Consider the following 21,192-nt stretch of genomic DNA (forward strand, 5'->3'; position numbering starts at 1 on the left):
GTAAATGAAAAAGAAAGTATATATCATTTCTCATAGCCATTGGGATCGTGAATGGTACATGGCTTACGAACAGCATCACATGCGGTTGATTGAATTGATAGACGATCTACTAGAGCTATTTGAAGTTGATCCGTCTTTCAACAGTTTTCATTTGGATGGGCAAACGATTATTTTAGATGACTATCTTCAAGTAAGACCAGAAAAAAGACAGGCACTCCAACAAGCGATCAATGAAGGAAAATTAAGAATCGGACCATTTTATATCTTGCAAGATGATTTTCTGATCAGTTCGGAATCAAACGTGAGAAATATGCTGATTGGTATGGAAGAAAGCCGTAAATGGGGAAACCCCGTCATGTTAGGTTATTTTCCTGATACATTTGGAAATATGGGACAGACGCCTCAATTAATGAAACAAGCTGGTATTTCAGCAGCGGCATTTGGCCGTGGGGTAAAACCAATTGGCTTTGACAATCAAGTTCTGGAAGCAGAAAACTATTCTTCTCAATACTCAGAGATGTGGTGGAAAGGACCTGATCAAACAGCAATCTTTGGTCTGTTATTTGCTAATTGGTATAGCAATGGGAATGAGATTCCCGTAGAAAAAGAAGCTGCTCGTGTCTTTTGGAAGCAGAAATTAGCAGATGCAGAACAATATGCATCTACTGATCATCTATTAATGATGAATGGTGTTGATCATCAACCAGTACAAAAAGATATATCAAAAGCAATTCATCTCGCAAATGAGCTGTTTCCAGATTACGAGTTCATCCATTCTAATTTTACTGACTATCTGGAAGCAGTTCGACAAGAGTTGCCAGAAGACTTAGGTTTAGTAGAAGGAGAGTTGACAAGTCAAGAAACGGATGGCTGGTATACTTTAGCCAATACAGCATCTACTCGCGTTTACTTGAAGCAATGGAATACCAAGGTCCAACGGCAGCTAGAAAACATCACAGAACCACTTGCGACGATGGCTTACGAAGTTACAGGGATTTACCCCCACGATCAATTAGATTATGCTTGGAAGACATTAATGCAAAATCATCCTCACGACAGCATTTGCGGTTGTTCAGTTGATTCTGCCCATCGGGAAATGATACCTCGTTTTGAAAAAGCAGATGAAGTCGGAAAGTATCTTGCACAAGATTCTTTAGAACAACTGACCACAGCGATCGATACAACTGGATTTCCAAAAGACAGCTTTCCATTTGTCGTTGTAAATACTGCGGGAATGGATAAAAGCGGTGAAGCAGAAATAACCATTGAATTAGCAAGAAAAAGATTCGCTGAAGGAATACCTGAACAACTGTATCAAGAGTTAGAACAGTTGCCTAGACAGAAGTATCACGTAGAAACAAAAAGCGGGGCCACTATACCAGCTATTTTATCTGAAGAAACTGTCCAGTTTGGTTATGATTTGCCGAAAGATCGTTTCCGTGTGCCGTATATGGCAAGAACGATCAAGGTAACTTTACCAATAGAAAACATGCCGGCGTTTTCTTGGGAAACATTCGCGCTTGTAGAAGGGGAAGCGAAAGCAGAAGAAAAGGAAACAATGATCCGTCAGAGTGGACGAATCGTCGAAAACGCCCACCTGCGTTTGACGATTGAAAAAAACGGTACCATTACAATGGAAGATCGCAAAAACAAACGAAAATGGAATAACCTGCATATTTTTGAAGATATCGGTGATATAGGAAACGAGTATATCTTTAAGCAACCTGTCTATGATCAACCAATCCTATCCAGTAATCAAGAGGGCTCTGAAGTAAAAGTATTAGTAGATACACCAGAAATAGCCAAAATAAGTATTCTACAGGAAATGGAGATTCCAGTTTCTGCAGACGAGCGTTTAGAGAAAGAACAACGGATGGTTGTAGAATTTCGTTATCGAAAAGCAGAACGATCTAAAGAAAAACGGATCCTTCAACTAGAAACGATCATGACTGTCAGAAAAGATAGTAAAAAAATCGACTTTGAAACGACTCTTGATAATCAAATGAAAGATCATCGATTGCGTGTCTTGTTTCCTACAAAGTTACATGTGGAACATCACGAAGCAGATAGTATTTTTGAAGTAGTAAAGCGCCCAAACCATGTACCTAGGAGCTGGGAAAATCCCACGAATCCGCAACATCAACAAGCATTTGTCAATATTCATGATGAACAGTACGGTGTAACAGTTGGTAACTTTGGTTTGAATGAATATGAAGTAACAGCAGATGGACAAATCGCGGTGACGCTACTTCGCTGTGTGGGAGAACTAGGAGATTGGGGGTATTTTCCAACACCAGAAGCACAGTGTTTAGGTAAGCATCGGTTCAATTACAGCGTTGAACTACATGGACCAGAAGAAACATTCTCTACTTATTTGCATGCATACGCGGCACAGATTCCTTTTTCCACTCAACAAATCAAACATCATGAAGGAACATTGGCATCGAAACAACAATATTTAACGATAGAAAGTGAAACGTTTGCAATTACAGCTTTGAAACGGAGTAAGTTTAGTGATAAAGTAGTAGTGAGAGGTTTCAATATGTCTAGTCATTTAGGAAAGTTAGAAATAACTAAAGACAATCGAAAAACGGTCATATTGAATCTGCTTGAAGAACCAACGCAGCAATCGGTTGTCCCGATAATCCAACCTTATGAAATTCGGACAATCGGATTCGAGGAGGAAAACTAAATGTATGGCGGAATAGAAGCAGGCGGAACAAAATTTGTGTGTGCGGTTTCAGAAGGTGGAGAGATTTTGGAAAAAACAAGTATCCCTACCACAACACCAGAAGAAACATTGGATCAGGTATTTGAATTTTTTGATCGTTATGAACTGAAGGGAATCGGGATTGGCTCATTCGGCCCGATTGGTATCGACCAAACAAAAGATAATTACGGATACGTTTTGGCAACTCCCAAAAAAGGATGGGCACAATTTGATTTTCTCGGCACAATCAGGAAACGCTACAATGTTCCTGTTGCTTGGACGACGGATGTCAATGCGGCTGCATACGGGGAGCTGAAGCAAGGGGCAGCACAAGGGAAAAATAGTTGTATTTACCTTACCGTGGGAACAGGAATCGGTGCAGGTGTCGTGATTAATGAGGAAATTTTTTCAGGGATCGCACATCCTGAAATGGGACATATTTGGGTAAAACGCCATCCAGATGATCAATATGAAGGCACTTGTCCTTATCATAAAGACTGTTTAGAAGGATTAGCGGCAGGTCCGTCTATTGAGGCACGTATAGGGATCAAAGGGCAAGATCTGCCGCAAGATCATCCGATTTGGGATATTCAAGCTTTTTATATTGCTCAAGCACTGATCAACTATACGTTGACGTTAGCACCTGAAAAGATTATTTTAGGCGGCGGGGTAATGAATCAGGATCATCTCCTTCAAAAAATCCGTCAGCAATTTGTTGAATTGATGGGTGGCTACATGGAAACACCTCAAGTAAGTGAATATATCGTTCGTTGGGGACTGCCGAATGAAAGTGGGATTATCGGTAGTTTGCTGTTAGCAGAACACGAACATCAAAAGTAAGCAGACAAGTTACACAAAAAGAACGTAGTCTTATCAGCAGATAATGATAAGACTACGTTCTTTCTTCTTTCTATTTCCACAATCCGGGTAAAGCTTTACCAACTATTTTTTCTTGAGTAAATGGATGGATCATGTGCAGTTCTAATGCATGGAGCATCAGTCGTTCAGCTGGTCTATTTTGGTAGAGAGGGTCTCCAACGATTGGATGCCCTATATGAGCTAAGTGAACTCTGATCTGGTGCGTACGACCGGTTTCCAAAACACAATACACTTGTGTTTTTCCAGAAAGTATTTTGTCGACAGTGACATGTGTCAAGGCATTCTGACCATTTTTATCATCTACGACCCGTTTTCTCCGATCATGGCGATCGCGTCCGATTTTATTGGTAATAGTCCTATCTTTGGCGATTTTCCCCCATACGATGGCTTGATATCTCCGATAGATCATTTTTTGTTCCAACATTCTTCCAAGTATCGGCAAGACAAATGGGTTTTTTGCAAATAAAACAGCGCCGCTTGTTTCTTTGTCCAAACGGTGGACAACGTAAGGTCGTTGTTTTTTCGTATCGAGATAAGCAGCTAAGTGATTGAGCAAGGTACTGTTTTCTGTTGGTTCGTTTGGATGAGTTTTCATTCCTGCAGGCTTATCCACTATAATCAAATGTTCATCTTCATATAAAACACGGATGTGCTTCGCGTCTCCTAATTGGACTTCTTGATAATTATAATCTGTTTCTTCGAATAACAATGTGATCTGGTCATTGCCTTTTACTTCATGATGGAACAAAGCAGGTTGTTGATTGATCCAAACGTTTTTACGTATACGCAAAAAGTGCCGAACCTTTCTAGGAACTAACCATTCCTTTTCAAGCAAGTCGCGAATCGTTGTTTCAGGATGGTTCATAGGTAAAGTGATCGTGATTTTCACAAGTGTACTCCTTTCGGTAAAATTGCAGACTAATTGTACCATTTTTAAAACATATTTAAGAAAAAACTTACATTTTTCTGTTTATTCTTATGTTACTCTACTTGCACTAACGAAAAAAAACAAATCGAACTACAACTTAAGCAGGAAGAAAACACTCTTTCATTATGGTAAAATAAGACGATTGAATTGAATAGACAGGAGAAGAAGCGAATGGATTTTCAAAGCATTTTAGGAAAGATAAAAGCTGCTTTGATCAGTTTTTGGCGATGGATCAGACCATATCTCGGACAATTCCATCGATGGCGAAAGCGCATTTGGAAAAAATATCATGTGAACAAATTGATTTTGCTGATTGGTTTGATCTGCGTCTTAGTGACAAGTATCTACCTTTTTATTTTAGCCAAACAAGCAAATGTCGAAACGTTAAAATCTGGATTAAGCCAATCGACAGTCATTTATGATAAGAAAAATGAAGAAGCTGGCACACTGTACGCCCAAAAAGGGACATACGTAGAATTAAACGCGATTTCTCCCTATATCCAAGATGCGGTGATCTCGACAGAAGATAGGAATTTTTACGAACATCACGGGTTTGATATCAAAGGAATCGCCCGTGCGGCTGTTCGGATGGTTTTGTCTGGCGGAACATCAGGGGGCGGAGGAAGTACGATTACTCAGCAGCTTGCCAAAAATGCTTATCTGACATTAGATCAAACATTTGATCGAAAAGCGAAGGAATTATTTTTGGCAATCGAGATCGAAAAGAAGTACAGCAAAGAAGAAATCTTGACCATGTATCTTAACAATGCCTATTTTGGCAACGGGGTATGGGGTGTCCAAGACGCTTCCAGAAAGTATTTTGGAGTAGATGCAACGAATGTTACGCTATCTGAGGCTGCTACTTTGGCAGGAATGCTGAAAGGTCCTGGTATTTATAATCCGATTGATCACCCAGAAAATGCGAATGATCGGAAAAACACAGTACTAAGCGTAATGGAAGAAAACGGAAAAATCACAAAAGAACAAGAACAAGCAGAAAGCCAGACAGACATCAGTGCTTATCTTCATGACACATACGACAATTCAGATTCTGGTTATCGTTATCCTTATTATTTTGATGCAGTGATCGATGAAGCAGTTAACGAGTATGGTCTTGATGAAGAAGATGTCATGAATAAAGGCTATAAAATCTATACAGCTTTAGATCAGGATTACCAAAAGCAATTAGAAGCTACTTATCAAAATAATGCATTATTCCCAGCAAATGCTTCAGATGGTGCCATGGTCCAATCTGCTTCAGTAGCTTTAGATCCGAATACAGGCGGTGTACAAGCATTAGTAGGACGAAGAGGAGATCATGTCTTTAGAGGATTCAGCTTTGCTACACAGATGCGCCGTTCTCCAGGATCAACGATCAAACCATTAAGCGTGTATACACCAGCGTTGGAAGCTGGTTACAAGCCTTCTAGTGTCTTGAAAGATGAACCGCAAAGTTATTACGATGCGCATAATTTTGACGGGACATATCAAGGAGAAGTACCGATGTATCAGGCTGTTGCACAAAGTTTGAACTTGCCTGCTGTATGGCTTTTGCATGAGATCGGTTTACAAAAAGGCTATGATAAAGCAGAAGAATTCGGCCTGCCTTTAGCAAAATCTGATAAGTATTATGGCTTAGCTCTTGGCGGATTAGAAAAAGGAGTATCTCCATTGATCATGGCGGGTGCTTACAGTGCATTTGCCAATGAAGGTCAGATGTATACGCCGCATCTCATCACGAAAATCGTTGATTCAACTGGAGCGGTGATCATCGATAATACAAACAAAAAGCCAAAACAGGTCATATCAAAGGAAACAGCCGATGAAATGACCAGCATGCTTCTTGGTACATTCTCAAATGGGACAGCAGCAGCTGCGAATCCTGCAGGTTATACGATAGCAGGGAAAACAGGAACCACAGAAACTAATTTCGATGCCACGAAAGCAAATGACCAATGGATGATCGGGTATACGCCAGATGTAGTGATTTCGACATGGATGGGGTATGAAGAATCTAGCAAGCTGCATTATTTGGAAGGGACAAGTGGAAATGTTGTCGGGAAAGTCTTCAAATCAGCGGCAGAAGGTATCCTTCCTTATACTTCCAAAACAGGATTTAGTGTAGCTGATGCCTATGCCACAGGAGGGCAAGTGGTAGCAGCAGATCAAGTTGGAAAAACAGGCAATTCTAATGGAGAGTCTGGAAATTGGCAAGATAACTTGAATCAATACGGTGAACAAGCAAAAGAAGGATTGAAGAATTTCGGCGATATGGTGAAAGAAGGCGTTCAGGGAATTGGTGAAGCGGCTAAAGATCTCTGGCGGAAATATCAAGGAGAGTAGACCCTTTGAAAACGAATAACCCCATGTTACAATAGAGAGTAACTACTAAAAGAAAAGAGGGCATAACATGTCAAACATCTACGATAGCGCGAATCAGATCGAACGTGAGATCCGTGAATTACCAGAATTCAAAGCGTTGAAAGAAGCGTACGAGAAAGTACAAGCAAACGAAGAAGCACACAAGCTGTTCAAAGACTTCCAAGCGATGCAAATCGAATTACAAGAAAAACAAATGAGTGGACAAGAATTCAGCGACGAAGATGCAATGAAAGCACAAGAAATGGCTGTGAAAATCCAATCAGAAGAAGTAATCAATGATTTAATGCAAAAAGAACAAGGGTTCAGTACGATCATCAATGACTTGAACCGGATTATCATGACGCCAGTTCGCGACCTTTACAGCGAATAGAACTATTTTATGAAACAACAGAGGTTGTGAAAGAGACGTTCAGCCTTGAGCGATGACAAAATTGCTTCTTATTGCCGATAGACTGTCTCTTGAACACCGTTTACCAAGAGGTCGTGAGCCTACCGTTTAACTCTGAGTGACAAGGAACAATTTCAAAAAACAGCTTCTCATGTTTGATGACTATTGTGATTTGTAACCGAGGAGTTGGCAGGAGAACACCGTTTATTCAGAAATAGGAGAGACGACAAAAGTCTTGTCGTCTCTCCTTTTTTTGTCATTCATTTTTCAAACGGTAAAAATAGCCCTCTTGAGCTAACAGCTCTTCGTAAGTCCCCATCTCAACGATTTTTCCTTCATCGATCACGACGATTTTATCTGCCTCTTTGATCGTTGAAAGCCGATGAGCCACAATAAAAGTAGTGGGTGTTTCTGTCAGGTAATTCAGGGCCTGCTGGATTTTTTTCTCTGACTGGTTATCTAAAGCTGAAGTTGCTTCATCTAGCAAAATGATTTTCGGCTGACGTATCAATGCTCGTGCAATGGAGATACGTTGTTTTTGGCCACCAGACAGCTTGTTGCCATGTTCGCCTACTAAGGTATCCAGACCATCAGGAAGCTGGTCAATCAGTGAAGAAAGTTGCGCAGCTTCGATGACTTCATCTAAACGTTCTTTTGATACGTTTTTCAAGCCATAAGTAATGTTCTCTTTGATCGAAGCGGAGAACAACAAAGTGGTTTGAGGAACAACGGCTAAATAATTACGCACACTTCGCATATCCAATTCATCCAAAGGCTGATTATCTAGGAAAATCCTCCCTGAAGACGGCTGGATAAATCCAATCAATAAGTTAAGGAGTGTAGATTTTCCAGAACCAGATGGCCCAACAAAAGCAATTGTTTCTCCAGCTTTCACCTCTAGAGAAAAATGATCGATAATCGGCTTGAGTGAGTCCGGGTAATGAAAAGAAACATCCTCAAAACGAAAATTTCCATCCAAATGTTGGATTTTTTTCTTACCGTGATAAGTTTCTACATCGCCAGCAATCAACAGTTCACCAATAGAAGTAATAGATTCCATGCCTTTTGAAATCGTAGGAATCAGTGTGATCATTCCAGAAACGGAATTGACGATCGTTGTGAAATATGTCTGATACATCACGACATCACCTGGTTGAATACGCCCTTGTAAAGCTAATATCCCAGTGAAAATCAAACAAATCAGTTGAAATATCTGAAAACTAGCCCAGCTGACTGATCCGAAAACAGATTGCAGGATATCTAAGTGGAATCCTTTTTCATAGATTTGGGTAAAATGCTTATTTAAGCGAGTTGTTTCGTGTTTTTCTAACCCATGAGCTCGAGCTATCGGTGCTAATTCGATCACTTCGATCACTTTTGCAGAAGTCTCTTCCATTTCTTGCCGGAAATCTGAATTGGACTGTCTGATCCTTTTCCGGAAAAAAAGAGTAACTAACGCGGCGAGAGGGACAGTCAATAAGAAAAACAAGAAAACAACAGGACTTCTATAAAGCGTGATACCTAAAGCCACGAATAAATTGACAGCAATGTTCAATCCGCTGACAAATACTTGAGAGGACAACGTTTGGATGGCTTCTACATCACGGATGATCTTTGATTGGATCCGGCCAGATTGCAATTCTTTTTGATAGGGAATAGAAAGTTCTTGGATTTTCTTGATAAGAGTCGCTCTTAGTCCAGCTTCTACTTGCCGGATCGAAGTGCTATGGTATTTTACATGAAAATAATTCGTCAATATATTTTGACCGATCAGACAAGTCATCAAAAAAGCGTTGAAATAAATCGCCTGCAATTGAGAGGAATCTTTTGATGAAGCTGCATTGATTACATTGGCAATAGCGATCGGCATTAACCAAGATGGAAGATGTTTGATAATAAAAAAGAGTCCTGACATGGCAAAGCGCCAATAATTCCCCTGATAAAGATGCAGCAATGTCTGAAAAGCATTTGCATGATATTTTTGATAACTTTTCTGTATTCGTTCCTCCATAATCTTCTCCTTAACAATCTTGGTAAATAAACTGCAAGTGTTCTATTGCTTCAGGAACATAAATCTCAGGAGTAGCTTCAAGAGTGGCGTACATTAGAGGACGCTCATATTTGATATAATGCAGTACCGGGCGGAAATCTAAACAGCCTTTGCCAACAGGAACCATGCGGATCTTTCCATTTTCCATGATGTAGTCTTTGAGATGAAGCGCTGTAATACAACCCTGTAAATTGTCCAAGGCACCTCGGATCACTTTCTCCTGATCAGCATGATTTTCTTTGTGAATCAAATTCGCACAGTCTAAAATGATTTTTAAATTTGGTGAAGCTACTTCATCAACTAAACGTTTGGCTAACTGATAGTTATAGATTGGATGATTGATTCCTGCTTCAACAGCAACAGTTACGCCAAAATTTTCTGCATGAGCGACTAATTCAATGACAGAATTTCTAGCGATCTGATAAGCTTCTTCAGTAAAATTTTCTTTTGTGTAACCGACAGAGACACTACCAGTTTCCGTAGCGATCATCTTGGCTTGATAGGCAGAGCACAGAGCAATTTGCTGTTTGAAAGTTGCTAATGCTTGTGCACGAACTTCTTGATTTTTGCTGGATAGGTTGATATAGCATCCTAAAATGGAAAGTTCGATATTGTTTTTTTGGAAGTATTCACCAAAATAGGCAGCACTCCCAAGTGTCATGTCAGTTAATTTAAGTTGTTCAGGAAATGCTTTTTGCGGTGCAAATTGGATATGTGACAAGTGAAGCTGTGATACTTTTTGAACGATTTCTTCACGATTTCGAACATCTAAATCATGGGCACGGATGCCTAAATTTAATGGAAACATCTCAAACTCCTTTTTGTAAATAATCAGCAAGAGGCAGACGGGATTCTTTTATCAATTCAGCAATTATTCGGGCAACTTTATCAGCGCCTTCTGGACTAAAGTGGGTATTATCCTTTAGTCCCTCTGGGTAATTTTCACAACTATTAGGCATAAGATGCAGATAGAATTTTTTTGTCTCTTCTTTTGAAAAGGTCTGGAAACATTCTTGTGATCTTGAGAAAACATCTAAAAGCGGAATATGGTGTTTCTCAGCAAATGCACGCATCGCTTTTGGATAGTCTCCAAGTATATCTGGATTCAATGTTCCATTTTCTAAGTAATCTCGTCGCGTCACAGATGTCAGCAAGACCATTTGGACGTTCGCTTTTTTTGCGCATTCAAAAAATATCTGCAGATTTTTTAAATAGCTACCGAAGGGAAGCGTACCTCTTTCTTCTTGGATTTTCTGGTCGTTATGTCCAAATTGTACAAATAAGAAATCATTTGGCTGAAATTGTGAAGCTAAACGGGCTAACCTTCCTTCCTGGATAAATGATTTGGTGCTGCGTCCATTCTTTGCTTGGTTATTGATCTGGATCTCAGGTGAAAAATAAGCAGAGATTTTTTCTCCCCAACCTGTCTCGGGACGCTTGTTTTCATCTTTTTCTGCCGCAGTAGAATCACCGGCAATATGGATAGTAGGCATGTTATCTCTTCTTTCATAAAGGTTTATAGGCAATGAAGCAGAACAGCAAGAGAAGAAGACGGAGCAAATTTGTTCCGTCTTCTTCTCTAAAACGTGGATAAACGGATTCCGTTATTTCGCTATCCTGTTTCTGATTCGTTACTGTTACTATTAATCAATTAGGCAAAAAAGCCAAAGTAATTTTTAGCATTTGTATAACTAATCGCTTGAACTAGACTTCCTAAAAGTTGTTCATCCTCAGGTGCTTCTCCTCGCATAACCATTTCGCCTAAAAATTCACAAAGAACACGACGGAAATATTCATGTCTAGTGTAAGAAAGGAAACTTCTTGAATCCGTCAGCATGCCGACAAAATTCCCCAAAGCACTACCATCAGCAAACTGTGTCAATTGACCGCGCATACCAGCTCGAGTATCGTTGTACCACCATCCAGAACCTAACTGCAGTTTTCCATTCTGTTCTTTTTGGAAACAGCCCATCAAAGCTAAAATCGCAGGGTAGTCATTTGGATTCAGTGAATAGAGGATCGTTTTTGGCAACTGATCCGTTTCTTCTGCACGATTCAATAATTTTTGCAGAGGAATAGTCAAAGAAAGATCATTCATTCCATCATAGCCGGTATCGGGTCCTAATTTTTCCAACATTTGTGTATTACAATTACGATAAGCATGAATGTGTAGCTGCATCGTCCAATTATGAGAATGATAGAAGTGGGTCAAACGTATCAGTGTTTCTGTACGATAAGCATCGATTTCATCTGAAGATAATAGTTTGTTAGCTCGTGCTTTTTGAAAAATCTCTTCTAATACTGTTTCATCCGCTTCTTTATAGCGTAAGGTATCTAAAGCGTGGTCGGAAACACGACATCCATGTTGATGGAAGTATTCTATCCGCTGCCCTAAGACTTCGATCAGTTCTTGATAGGTGGTGATCGTTTGGTCAGCTGCTTCTTCCAGTAGTGTGATCCATGCATTAAATCCTTCTTTTTCAATATTGAGTGCTTTATCTGGACGGAATGAAGGGAGAACTTTCAAATCTGGTTCTTCATGAGCAAGCAATTGATGATAGTGTAAGTCATCTGCTGGATCATCTGTCGTACAAATCACTTCTACATTTGATTTTTTCGCGATTTCCCGTCGACGGAAATCAGGAGTTGCCAAAATTTCATTTGCTTGTGCCCAAATTTTCTCTGCGTTTTCTTCATTTATCAATAAGTCAATATCGAAGAAACGCTTCAATTCAAGATGTGACCAACTGTAAAGCGGATTTCCGATAATTTTTGGTACGGTTTGACACCAAGCTAAAAATTTTTCAAAATCAGAAGCATTTCCTGTGATTTTTTCTTCAGGCACGCCGCAAGCTCGCATCAAGCGCCATTTGTAATGATCGCCTCCTAACCAAGCTTCTGTCAGATTGCTGAAATTGTTGTTTTCGTAAATTTCTTTTGGATCTAAGTGACAGTGATAATCAATAATGGGCATATTTTTTGCGTAAGAATGATAAAGCTTTTTCGCCCAATCGTCTTTTAATAAAAAATCATCAGATAAAAACATAAATCTTCCTTCTTTCTTTTTATACTGTTTTATGAAAATCAAAGTGTTACTCCGTTTTTAAAAATGGCAATTTCTCGAACGTCATTTTGTTCATTTTTCGTTTCTTCTCCACTAGCTACAGCGATGATTTTTTGAACAAATGATTCTAAGATCACTTCCATTGGCTGGTCTAATAAGACGCCTGCATTAAAGTCCATCCAATGACCTTTGCGTTCAAAAAGAGTCGTATTCGTAGATACCTTGACCGTTGGGACATATGAGCCAAACGGAGTCCCTCTTCCTGTGGTAAACAAGACCAACTGGCAATCGGATGAAGCAAGAGCAGAGGCAGCTACAAGATCATTCCCGGGAGCTTGCAATAAACTAAGCCCTGGTTTTCTGATTTTTTCGCCATATTGCAGCACATCAACGACAGGAGAGCTTCCTGATTTTTGCGTGCAGCCTAAAGACTTATCTTCTAATGTAGTGATCCCACCTGCTTTATTACCAGGAGATGGGTTTTCGTAAACTGGTTCCCCGTAAGACAAGAAATACTGTTTGAAGTCATTGATCAAGTCAACGATTGAACCAAAAACTTTTTCATTTTCCGCTCGTGCCATCAATACTTGTTCTGCGCCAAACATTTCTGGCACTTCTGTTAAGATCGTGCTACCTCCTTGAGCAATCAAGTAATCAGAAAATGCACCAAGCAAAGGATTGGCAGTTATTCCCGATAGACCATCAGAACCGCCGCATTTCAAACCGACATTCAACTTAGAGAGCGGGACTGATATTCGCTGGTCGTTTTCGGCCGCAGTTAAAAGTTCTTCTAGTAGAGCTACGCCTTGTTCGATCTCATCATAGACATCTTGAGCCACTAGAAATTTCACTCGTTCTTCATCATATTCACCTAAAATTTTTTTGAATTCAGGAACGGTATTGTTCTCGCAACCTAATCCAAACACTAAAACTCCGCCAGCATTTGGATGGTTTACCGCGTCTGCTAAGATTTCTCGAGTATTTTGATGATCTTTTCCAAGCTGTGAACAGCCGTAGGGATGCTTTAAAATCGTAATATGGTCAAACTGTCCCAGATCCGGATGTTTTTCTTTGAACTGTTTGACGATCAGTTCAGCAATACCATTCACACACCCAACGGTAGGGACTAAGAACAAGTCATTACGAATCCCTACTTTTCCATTTTTTCGTAAGTAGCCTTGAAATGTTCGGTTCTCAAAAGGATAATGACTTGGATGGACATCTTTTTCATATCGATAATCCAATTCACCAGAAAGGTTGGTTTTTACATTATGAGTATGCAGCCATTGACCGGCAGTTACGTCTGTCGTCACATGCCCGATTGGATAGCCATATTTGATTACGTTGTCTCCAGCTTTCAAATCACTCAATGCAATCTTGTGACCTTGCGGGATATCTTCAAGAGTGGTGATCGTTTGCTGATCAATCGTCAGTTGTGTTTGCTTTGGGATAGGTGTTAATGCGACAACAACACTGTCTCGTTGGTTTAGTTTCATTGTTGGTTGCAGGGTTTCAAGCATGGACCATCGTTCCTTTCAATTCTTGTAATACTGCTCGGACACCTTTTTGATCGATTTTTGTAGCCATTTCTTGAACAGTATCTGCCACATTCGGTAATTGAGACAAATCTTCTCCCCAAAGCGCAGCGTTTTGCAATAATCGAAGAATAGCTGTTTCATTATCAGACCAAGCATCAGCAAATTCGTTTATCGTCTTTTCATCATCATGGGGCTTTACTTGATCGCCTCGATACATAAGAAGTAACGTAGCTAGTGAAACAGAGATTAGCGGTGGTACCTGATTTTTTTCTTCGATATACTTCTTGAAGACCGGAAGCAGACGGGTGCTGAATTTTGAAACACTATTTAATGAAATCGCTTCTAATTTGTGATGGGCAAAAGGATTCAAGAAACGTTCTTTGATTTGATCAGCATAAATGGCTAATTCATCTTTAGGTAAAGAAAGCATAGGAATCAATTCTAGATCGAATAGCTGATCAACATAAGCGGAGAATAAAGGATCTTTCATTACTTCTTCTACAGTTTCCAATTCCGCCAACAAAGCAAGAGGGACCATCGCTGTGTGCGGTCCATTAAGCAAATGCACCTTACGTTCACGATAAGGAGTCATATCATCTGTGATGATGACATTCAAGCCAGCCTGTTTGAATGGTAGTTGATTCTCCAACTCTTTAGGCCCTTCGATTACCCAAAGCATGAATGGTTCCGCTTTGACCATCAATTGATCTTCATAGTTATGTCGTTGATTGAAAACATCGGCATCCTCACGAGGATAACCTGGGACGATGCGGTCAACTAAACTACAACAGAAAACATTTTCTTTCTCTAACCACTCAATAAAAGCAGGTTCTAAATCCCATTTTTCTGCGTAGCGTAAAATGATTTCTTTTAGACGTTCACCGTTTCTGTCAATCAATTCACAAGGAATAATTGTAAAACCAGCTTTGTTTAATTCGAAACGTCGGTATAAAAAGGCTGTCAGTTTGCCCGGGAAGCTCTGTGGTGGCGTATCTGTTCGTTCATCAGTCTCCACAAATTGGATTCCTGCCTCTGTTGTATTGGAAACAATATAGGTCAAGTCGTCATTTTCTGCTAGAGAAAGATAAGCATCCCATTCATGATAAGGATTGATCATTTGTTCTACTATGGTGATAATCTCGGAAGTATCAACGATTTCGCCATTGCTGAGTCCTTGTAAAATGACCGTATATAAATTGTCTTGCTGGTTCATCATATTCCCAAGACCTTGTTCTAAAGGCTGAATGATGGCGACATTTCCTTTAAACAATTGTTGGTTATTCAGTTGCTGAATCTGCCAATCAACAAATCCGCGCATAAAATTGCCTTCGCCGAATTGAAGAACTTTTACGGGAGCCTCGTTTTTTTTCACTAATTCTTTTGTCAGTTTATTCATAGATTACTTCCTTTCTGTGTTATGCACACGTTAACATTTTTATATAAAATTACTTGCAGTTTACAAGTAATTGATCGACTCACGAAGCATCAGTAAGGTGGAGAGCTCCATTTTAGATTGTTCGATCGGCCTGTCTTCAATCAAATCCAGTAAAAGCTTTGTTCCTACTTGACACATTTCTTTCAACGGTTTGTGTACTGTAGTAAGCGGTGGATTAAGATAGGAGACGACTGGAGAATCATCGAACCCAATCAGAGAAATGTTCTGGGGAACACGAAGACCAGCTGAATGTACAGCTCTCAATGCACCAATCGCTATGTCGTCGTTGCCACAAAAAACCAGAGTAGGCAGGTCAGAAAGCGATAATAGGTACTCCATGTTTTGGAGGCCGCTTTCTAAGCTGTAGTCTCCTGTTAAAAAATAGGCTGGATTGGCAGGGATGCTTGCTTTTTTTAGACTGTCCAATACACCTTTTTCCCGTTCTTTTGTCGAACGAAAGTTTTTCTTCCCACCAATATAAGCGATCTTCGTATGTCCGCACCCAATACCGTAATCTACTGCCTGCATAACACCGGCCGCATCATCGGCAGTAACATTGATAACCGCTGGATCATTGATGTGACGATTGACAACGACGAAGGGAAACTCTTTTTCTTTTAGATAATCGATAAAAGGCTGATCTTCATCACTTTGACTCATAACGATTAGACCATCATAACGTTGCAAATTGATTTCTGTTAAATCAACAGCATCGATACTTTCGACAGATAAGCTGTAGTTTGTGTCCAACACTGAATGGATACCTGCAATGGAATCTGCTAGGAAATTTGATGAAGTTCCTTTATGCAAACTTGAGAAAAACAGCCCGATCAGATATTTTTTTTGATTTACTAAACCTTTTGCACTATAGTTCGGCGAATAATTCATTTCCTTAGCTAGTTTCCGTATTTTTTGTTTTGTTTCATTTTTGATTAAACTGCTGTTATTCAAAGCACGAGAAACTGTCGTATGAGAAACACCAGCTGCTTTAGCGATATCTTTGATCGTTACCATTCCATCATTTTCCTTACTTTTTCACTTTTTGTTAACGCATTCATCATATTACGATAACTACGATAAGTCAATAGATCTTTGGTATGAAAAGATTGCACACGTTAAAAATTACTTGGATTTTTATTTTTAATTATGCTATTCTTAAAAGCGGGGAATGCTCATTTAATTAGATGAGTATCAATTTTACAGAAAAATGAAAGCCTTTTATTTAAAAGGAAAGAGAGGAAGAAAATGAAGAAAAGTACAGTATTTTATAAAATATTTTTACCGATGTTTTTATTAGGAGCCGTACTTGTCATAGGATTTAGTTTATTCATTTATCAGAATACCTATGAGTCGATCGAATCGAGTTATTTAACAGATAAAAAAAATCTGCTCAGGCAAGTCAAAACGAACGTTGAATGGAAAATCAGAACGATCGAATATTCGTTTTCTACGTATGGTTCGACCAAAAATTTCTCGGATATATTCAAGCATCCGCTGACATATACAAATTACTCCACTTATTCTGAAATCAGGAAAGAACTAAACTTTATAGAAACAATTGTTATGGATGATAATAATTATGATTTAGTCAGTTTAGCTGGTAAATGGGGAGTAATCAATGGATCGTTGAATCAACTGACCGAAGAGGAAGTTGAAAGGTATCAACAGAAGTACATAAATAACAAAGATAATTTATTTTGGCAAAAGAAAAACAAAGGAATCGAAATGGTAATTCCTTTGCCAATGTTTGAAAAAGAAAAATATGCATTGGGAATTGCTACGATAGAGAAACATACAATAGAACAAGTTGTTGGTGAAAGTGGAGAAGATATACTTTCTATTGAAAACGAAGATGGGAAGCTTTTTTCTACACAGAAAGTAAAAGAAGAAGGACAGCCAGATGCATTAGCGGATGTGGATCTAGATTACAACCAGTTGAAAGTGATAAGAGAAAATGGGACATCCTATATCGTACTGAAGTCAGATTATAATAATTGGATTTACAGATTAGAAGTTGATTCTAGTGCAATTGGAGCAACGATTCGCAATCTGAGAATCGGGTTAGTTGCAGTGTCTTTGACGCTAGTAGGACTGATCGGTCTCCTTTCCTATTTATTTTCGGACAGATTTGCCCGTCCAATTTCTCAAATTCAGGAACGTTTGAATCTTAAATCAAAAGGATTCAGCGGGAAAGAACTAGATTTGGTCGCTCAATCAGTCAGTCGGATCATAGGAGAAAAAGAAGCGTTAAGTGCACACTTAGTTACCCAAAAGCCGCAACTGGAAACGCTATTTGTACTTAGTTTATTTAGAAATCGAGTAGAAAGGCGAGAACTAGATCAGCGGTTGCAGCAATTTGGTTATAGTTCTCAAAATGACTGCTATTATACAGCTTTGGTTCAAATCGATCTGTTAGAAGATAGTCACGGTGGGGAGCGTGATTTGCTACTTTTAGCAATCAACAACATGATTACGGAAATTGTGCCAAAGGAAAATCGAATGCTGCCGATCGTTTTGAATGAAGAAATGCAAGCCACTATTTATCGAATGGATAAAGACGATGCAGAAGCAAGCAAAAAAGTCATGGAATATTGCCGACTCATTCAAAAACGTGTAAAAGAATACTTGAAATTAACTGTGAGTATAGGTATCAGTAATCGGTTCGAAACGCTGAATGAAAGCAAGCAATCGGTTGACCGAGCAAAAGAAGCCCTGTATTATCGTGTAAATACTGGTCCGAGTTCGATCATATTTTATCAGGAAATTGTACCTGCTGCGCATGAAAAAACGCTTATTAGATACCCAGTAGAAGAACAGAATCGATTGTTTGAAGCTATTCGTTCCGGAAATCAGGAAGTAAGGAAGTTGGTACATGAATTAATTAATGCATTGTTCGCACAAAATAAAAATCCTCTGAGCCGAGAAGTAGTTTCGGTCCGTTTGATCAATGAACTTGTTCAATTAGGTCAGTTATTGGGAGTAGATTCAAAAAATTTTGATAACATGAAACAAATTTATGTAAAAGCATTGAACAATTATCATCCTAAAGAGCTAGAAAAACTTGTTTTAGAACAATTAGTCTTGCCAATCACAGAATGTTCTCAAGCAATCACTGATCATGAATTTAAAAATCTTTCGGAGAATATCATGCACATCGTCTATACAGAATATGACCGTGATCTATCTCTAGATGTGATTGCTGATAGGTTGCACTATAACCCTAATTATTTAAGCAATGTATTTAAAAAGGAAACAGGAGAAAAATTTGGTGATTTTGTTCAAAATCATCGTCTAGAGGTAGCGAAAAAGTGGTTGAAAGAGACCAACCTCTCTGTGAAAGATATTGCAGAAAAACTGCAATATCGAAATCCGCAAAATTTTATTCGTTTCTTCAAAAAGAAGGAATCGATCACTCCGGGAGAATATCGAAAAAAATATTTGTGAAACAAGAGGCTGTTTTTCTTGTGATCTGATTCAAGCAATAAAAGAAAGGTGAATAACCTTAATATTTGTCTTTATGGATAGTTAAATTTCAAGGCTAAGCACGCAAAAAGGACTGTGACCAAAGCTTTGTCACAGTCCTTTTTGCGAATAAACGGTGTTCAAGAGACAGCTTATAAACAATAAGGCTGAACGTCTCTTTCACAACCTCCATTTTATGTTCCATACATAATCAACCTTTAACAGAACCTACGAGTGCGCCTTTGACAAAGTATTTCTGAACAAAAGGATAAGCAATCAGCATAGGGACTGTTGCAATAACGATAACAGCCATTTTAACTGTTTGTGCTGGTGGAATCACATCAACGGCACTACTTTCTGCTTGCATCCCGCTTGATACAATGACGATCTGACGTAAAAGAATCTGTATCGGCCATTTAGATGAATCGTTGATATATAAAATAGCGGTCATATAAGTGTTCCAGTAAGTAACAGCATAAAAAAGTGAGATAGTAGCAATAGACGGTAACGCTAATGGTAGCATGATTTTGAAAAATACACCAAAATCTGTACAACCATCCATTTTTGCCGATTCTTCCAAACTATCCGGCAAGGCTTGGAAAAAGTTTCTCATAATGATCATGTTCATTGCATTAACAGCTACAGGCAAGATCATTGCCCAATAAGAATTGACCAGTCCCAGAGAACGAACAACCAAGAATGTGGGAATCATTCCCCCGCTGAACAACATAGAAAATACAACAAGAAAGTTGACGAATCCTCGACCAAACAAGTACTTTCTGGAAAGCCCGTATGCCATCAGTGAAGTTGCGCACATGCTGACGATCGTTCCAACCCCGGTAACGCCAATCGAAACAGCAAGTGCTCTAAAAATAGTTGGCGTAGATAGAATATAGCGATACGCGTCTAGAGAAAAGGTGGTAGGGAAAAGGATAAATTTTTTCGCGACGACTTCTTGTGTAGAAGCGAAAGATGTAGCGATGATATTTAAAAAAGGCACGATACAGATCAAAGCTAGCAAGATCAGAAACGTATTGTTGAAAAATGTAAAACTTCTTTCTCCTATAGAGACTTTCTTTTTCATATAGATAGGCTCCTCCTCAAAATAAATTAAAAGTTCTGTTTCTATGTATTCAATTTATCATCGGTGAAAGATTACGTATATAATCATTTCCTACGTTAAGTGTCAGATAGAAAAAAATAGAATAGTTAGTAGGCGTATCTTATTTGTGAAGAAATATACTTTTATATTTTGCGAGTATAAAAATCATTGTTGTGTAAGCGTTTTTACATGCGATGAAAATGATTATATACGTAATTCGGATAGTTATCTATCATAAAGACATAAGCAGCAAACATTCACAAAACTAAGGAGGGGCTTATGGAAAGTGTAAAGAAACAAGAACCATTTCAACTGACGCTATCGAAAAAAGAAGAAAAGCTCAGAAGACGAAAAAAAATAATTGCAGGAATCAAAACGAATAAATTTTTATACGTGATGATTCTGCCGGGGGTCCTTTATTTCCTGATCTTTAGGTATCTTCCTATGGGAGGGCTCGTTATTGCTTTTCAAGATTATCAACCATTTTTAGGGATAATGGGCAGTCCTTGGGTGGGATTCAAACATTTCATTCGTTTGTTTACAGAGCCGACTTTCTTTACTTTATTAAGGAATACTTTGATCTTGTTCGGGTTAAATATCTTTGTGTTTTTTCCGATGCCAATTATTTTGTCCCTACTATTAAACGAAGTAACGAACAAGCGACTGAAAAATGGGATTCAAACGATCATTTATATCCCTCATTTCATGTCTTGGGTAATCATCGTTTCGATTACTTATGTATTTTTGAACGTTGACGGAGGGGTATTGAATGAATTCCTTGCAACGATGGGTTTTGAAAAAATCAGTTTTCTGACATCTCCTGAGTGGACACGAACAGTCTATATTGGACAAGTAATCTGGAAAGAGTTGGGCTGGTCTACGATCATCTACCTTTCAGCGATCACTGCAGTAGATACACAGTTATATGAAGCAGCTGAAATGGATGGAGCAGGACGCTTGCGAAAAACATGGCATGTTACATTACCGGCAATTCGTCCAGTAATCATTACCTTGCTGATTCTAAAAATCGGTCAGACACTGGACTTAGGTTTCGAGCATATGTACTTGTTATTGAATTCATTGAATCGAAGTGTTGCAGAAATTTTCGACACCTACATTTATACAGCTGGATTGAAGAATGGACAATTAAGTTTCAGTACAGCAATGGGATTGTTTAAAGGGGTCGTAGGATTATTCATGGTAATTTTAGCTAATAAGATCGCCAAAAAGCTAGGAGAAGACGGCGTTTACTAA

At 38.9% G+C, this 21,192-nt stretch carries 15 protein-coding genes; 6 read left to right on the forward strand and 9 right to left on the reverse strand.

The features are described from left to right. Window positions 1-4 precede the first annotated feature (4 nt). Together A5816_RS15410 and A5816_RS15415 are read left to right on the forward strand one after the other, a co-directional pair. Window positions 5-2,692, forward strand: a complete 2,688-nt coding sequence (locus A5816_RS15410; protein ID WP_086311707.1) for an alpha-mannosidase — start codon at window positions 5-7, stop codon at window positions 2,690-2,692. Beyond that, window positions 2,693-3,550 (forward strand): ROK family protein, encoded by an 858-nt coding sequence (locus A5816_RS15415; RefSeq protein WP_002373210.1) that lies wholly within the window; start codon window positions 2,693-2,695, stop codon window positions 3,548-3,550. It abuts the gene before it with no gap. A 70-nt stretch (window positions 3,551-3,620) separates the two neighbouring features. Here the strand turns inward: A5816_RS15415 and A5816_RS15420 are convergent, their stop codons facing one another. Then, window positions 3,621-4,478, reverse strand: a complete 858-nt coding sequence (locus A5816_RS15420; RefSeq protein WP_025478393.1) for an RluA family pseudouridine synthase — start codon at window positions 4,476-4,478, stop codon at window positions 3,621-3,623. Window positions 4,479-4,688: 210 nt separating this feature from the next. Between A5816_RS15420 and A5816_RS15425 the strand changes: the two genes are divergently transcribed. Together A5816_RS15425 and A5816_RS15430 are read left to right on the forward strand one after the other, a co-directional pair. Next, complete coding sequence (locus A5816_RS15425) at window positions 4,689-6,860, forward strand: PBP1A family penicillin-binding protein (protein ID WP_086311708.1); 2,172 nt, start codon at window positions 4,689-4,691, stop codon at window positions 6,858-6,860. 67 nt (window positions 6,861-6,927) lie between these two features. Then, on the forward strand, window positions 6,928-7,269 hold the full coding sequence (locus A5816_RS15430; RefSeq protein ID WP_002285994.1) for a YlbF family regulator: 342 nt from the start codon (window positions 6,928-6,930) through the stop codon (window positions 7,267-7,269). A gap of 274 nt (window positions 7,270-7,543) precedes the next feature. Here the strand turns inward: A5816_RS15430 and A5816_RS15435 are convergent, their stop codons facing one another. From A5816_RS15435 to A5816_RS15465, 7 genes are all read right to left on the reverse strand, one after another. Beyond that, window positions 7,544-9,298 carry an ABC transporter ATP-binding protein gene (locus A5816_RS15435; RefSeq protein WP_002343148.1) on the reverse strand — a complete coding sequence of 585 codons (1,755 nt, stop codon included), beginning with the start codon at window positions 9,296-9,298 and terminating at the stop codon, window positions 7,544-7,546. Between the two features lie 10 nt (window positions 9,299-9,308). Continuing rightward, window positions 9,309-10,145 (reverse strand): sugar phosphate isomerase/epimerase, encoded by an 837-nt coding sequence (locus tag A5816_RS15440; RefSeq protein WP_086311709.1) that lies wholly within the window; start codon window positions 10,143-10,145, stop codon window positions 9,309-9,311. A 1-nt stretch (window position 10,146) separates the two neighbouring features. Beyond that, a complete protein-coding gene (locus tag A5816_RS15445) occupies window positions 10,147-10,830 on the reverse strand; it encodes a rhamnogalacturonan acetylesterase (RefSeq protein ID WP_086311710.1) in 684 nt (227 codons plus the stop codon). A 158-nt stretch (window positions 10,831-10,988) separates the two neighbouring features. After that, complete coding sequence (gene uxaC / locus A5816_RS15450) at window positions 10,989-12,383, reverse strand: glucuronate isomerase (RefSeq protein WP_086311711.1); 1,395 nt, start codon at window positions 12,381-12,383, stop codon at window positions 10,989-10,991. Window positions 12,384-12,421: 38 nt separating this feature from the next. Then, the gene (locus A5816_RS15455) at window positions 12,422-13,921 is read right to left on the reverse strand and encodes a UxaA family hydrolase (RefSeq protein WP_010733456.1); all 1,500 of its coding nucleotides are present in this window, start codon (window positions 13,919-13,921) and stop codon (window positions 12,422-12,424) included. Then, the gene (locus A5816_RS15460) at window positions 13,914-15,335 is read right to left on the reverse strand and encodes a tagaturonate reductase (protein WP_086311712.1); all 1,422 of its coding nucleotides are present in this window, start codon (window positions 15,333-15,335) and stop codon (window positions 13,914-13,916) included. The genes A5816_RS15455 and A5816_RS15460 overlap by 8 nt, the downstream gene beginning before the upstream one ends. 60 nt (window positions 15,336-15,395) lie before the next feature. After that, on the reverse strand, window positions 15,396-16,388 hold the full coding sequence (locus A5816_RS15465; RefSeq protein ID WP_086311713.1) for a LacI family DNA-binding transcriptional regulator: 993 nt from the start codon (window positions 16,386-16,388) through the stop codon (window positions 15,396-15,398). Window positions 16,389-16,619: 231 nt separating this feature from the next. Here A5816_RS15465 and A5816_RS15470 point away from each other — a divergent pair, with 231 nt between their 5' ends. Further along, the gene (locus A5816_RS15470) at window positions 16,620-18,818 is read left to right on the forward strand and encodes a helix-turn-helix domain-containing protein (protein ID WP_086311714.1); all 2,199 of its coding nucleotides are present in this window, start codon (window positions 16,620-16,622) and stop codon (window positions 18,816-18,818) included. A gap of 229 nt (window positions 18,819-19,047) precedes the next feature. On the opposite strand, the gene A5816_RS15475 is transcribed toward A5816_RS15470, so the two are convergent. Next, the gene (locus A5816_RS15475; protein WP_002329939.1) at window positions 19,048-19,920 is read right to left on the reverse strand and encodes a carbohydrate ABC transporter permease; all 873 of its coding nucleotides are present in this window, start codon (window positions 19,918-19,920) and stop codon (window positions 19,048-19,050) included. 297 nt (window positions 19,921-20,217) lie between these two features. On the opposite strand from A5816_RS15475, the gene A5816_RS15480 reads away from it, so the two are divergent. Beyond that, window positions 20,218-21,192 (forward strand): sugar ABC transporter permease, encoded by a 975-nt coding sequence (locus tag A5816_RS15480; protein WP_002286009.1) that lies wholly within the window; start codon window positions 20,218-20,220, stop codon window positions 21,190-21,192.

It is taken from the genome of Enterococcus sp. 3G1_DIV0629, from assembly GCF_002141285.1.
Classification (GTDB): Bacteria; Bacillota; Bacilli; order Lactobacillales; family Enterococcaceae; genus Enterococcus_B; species Enterococcus_B lactis.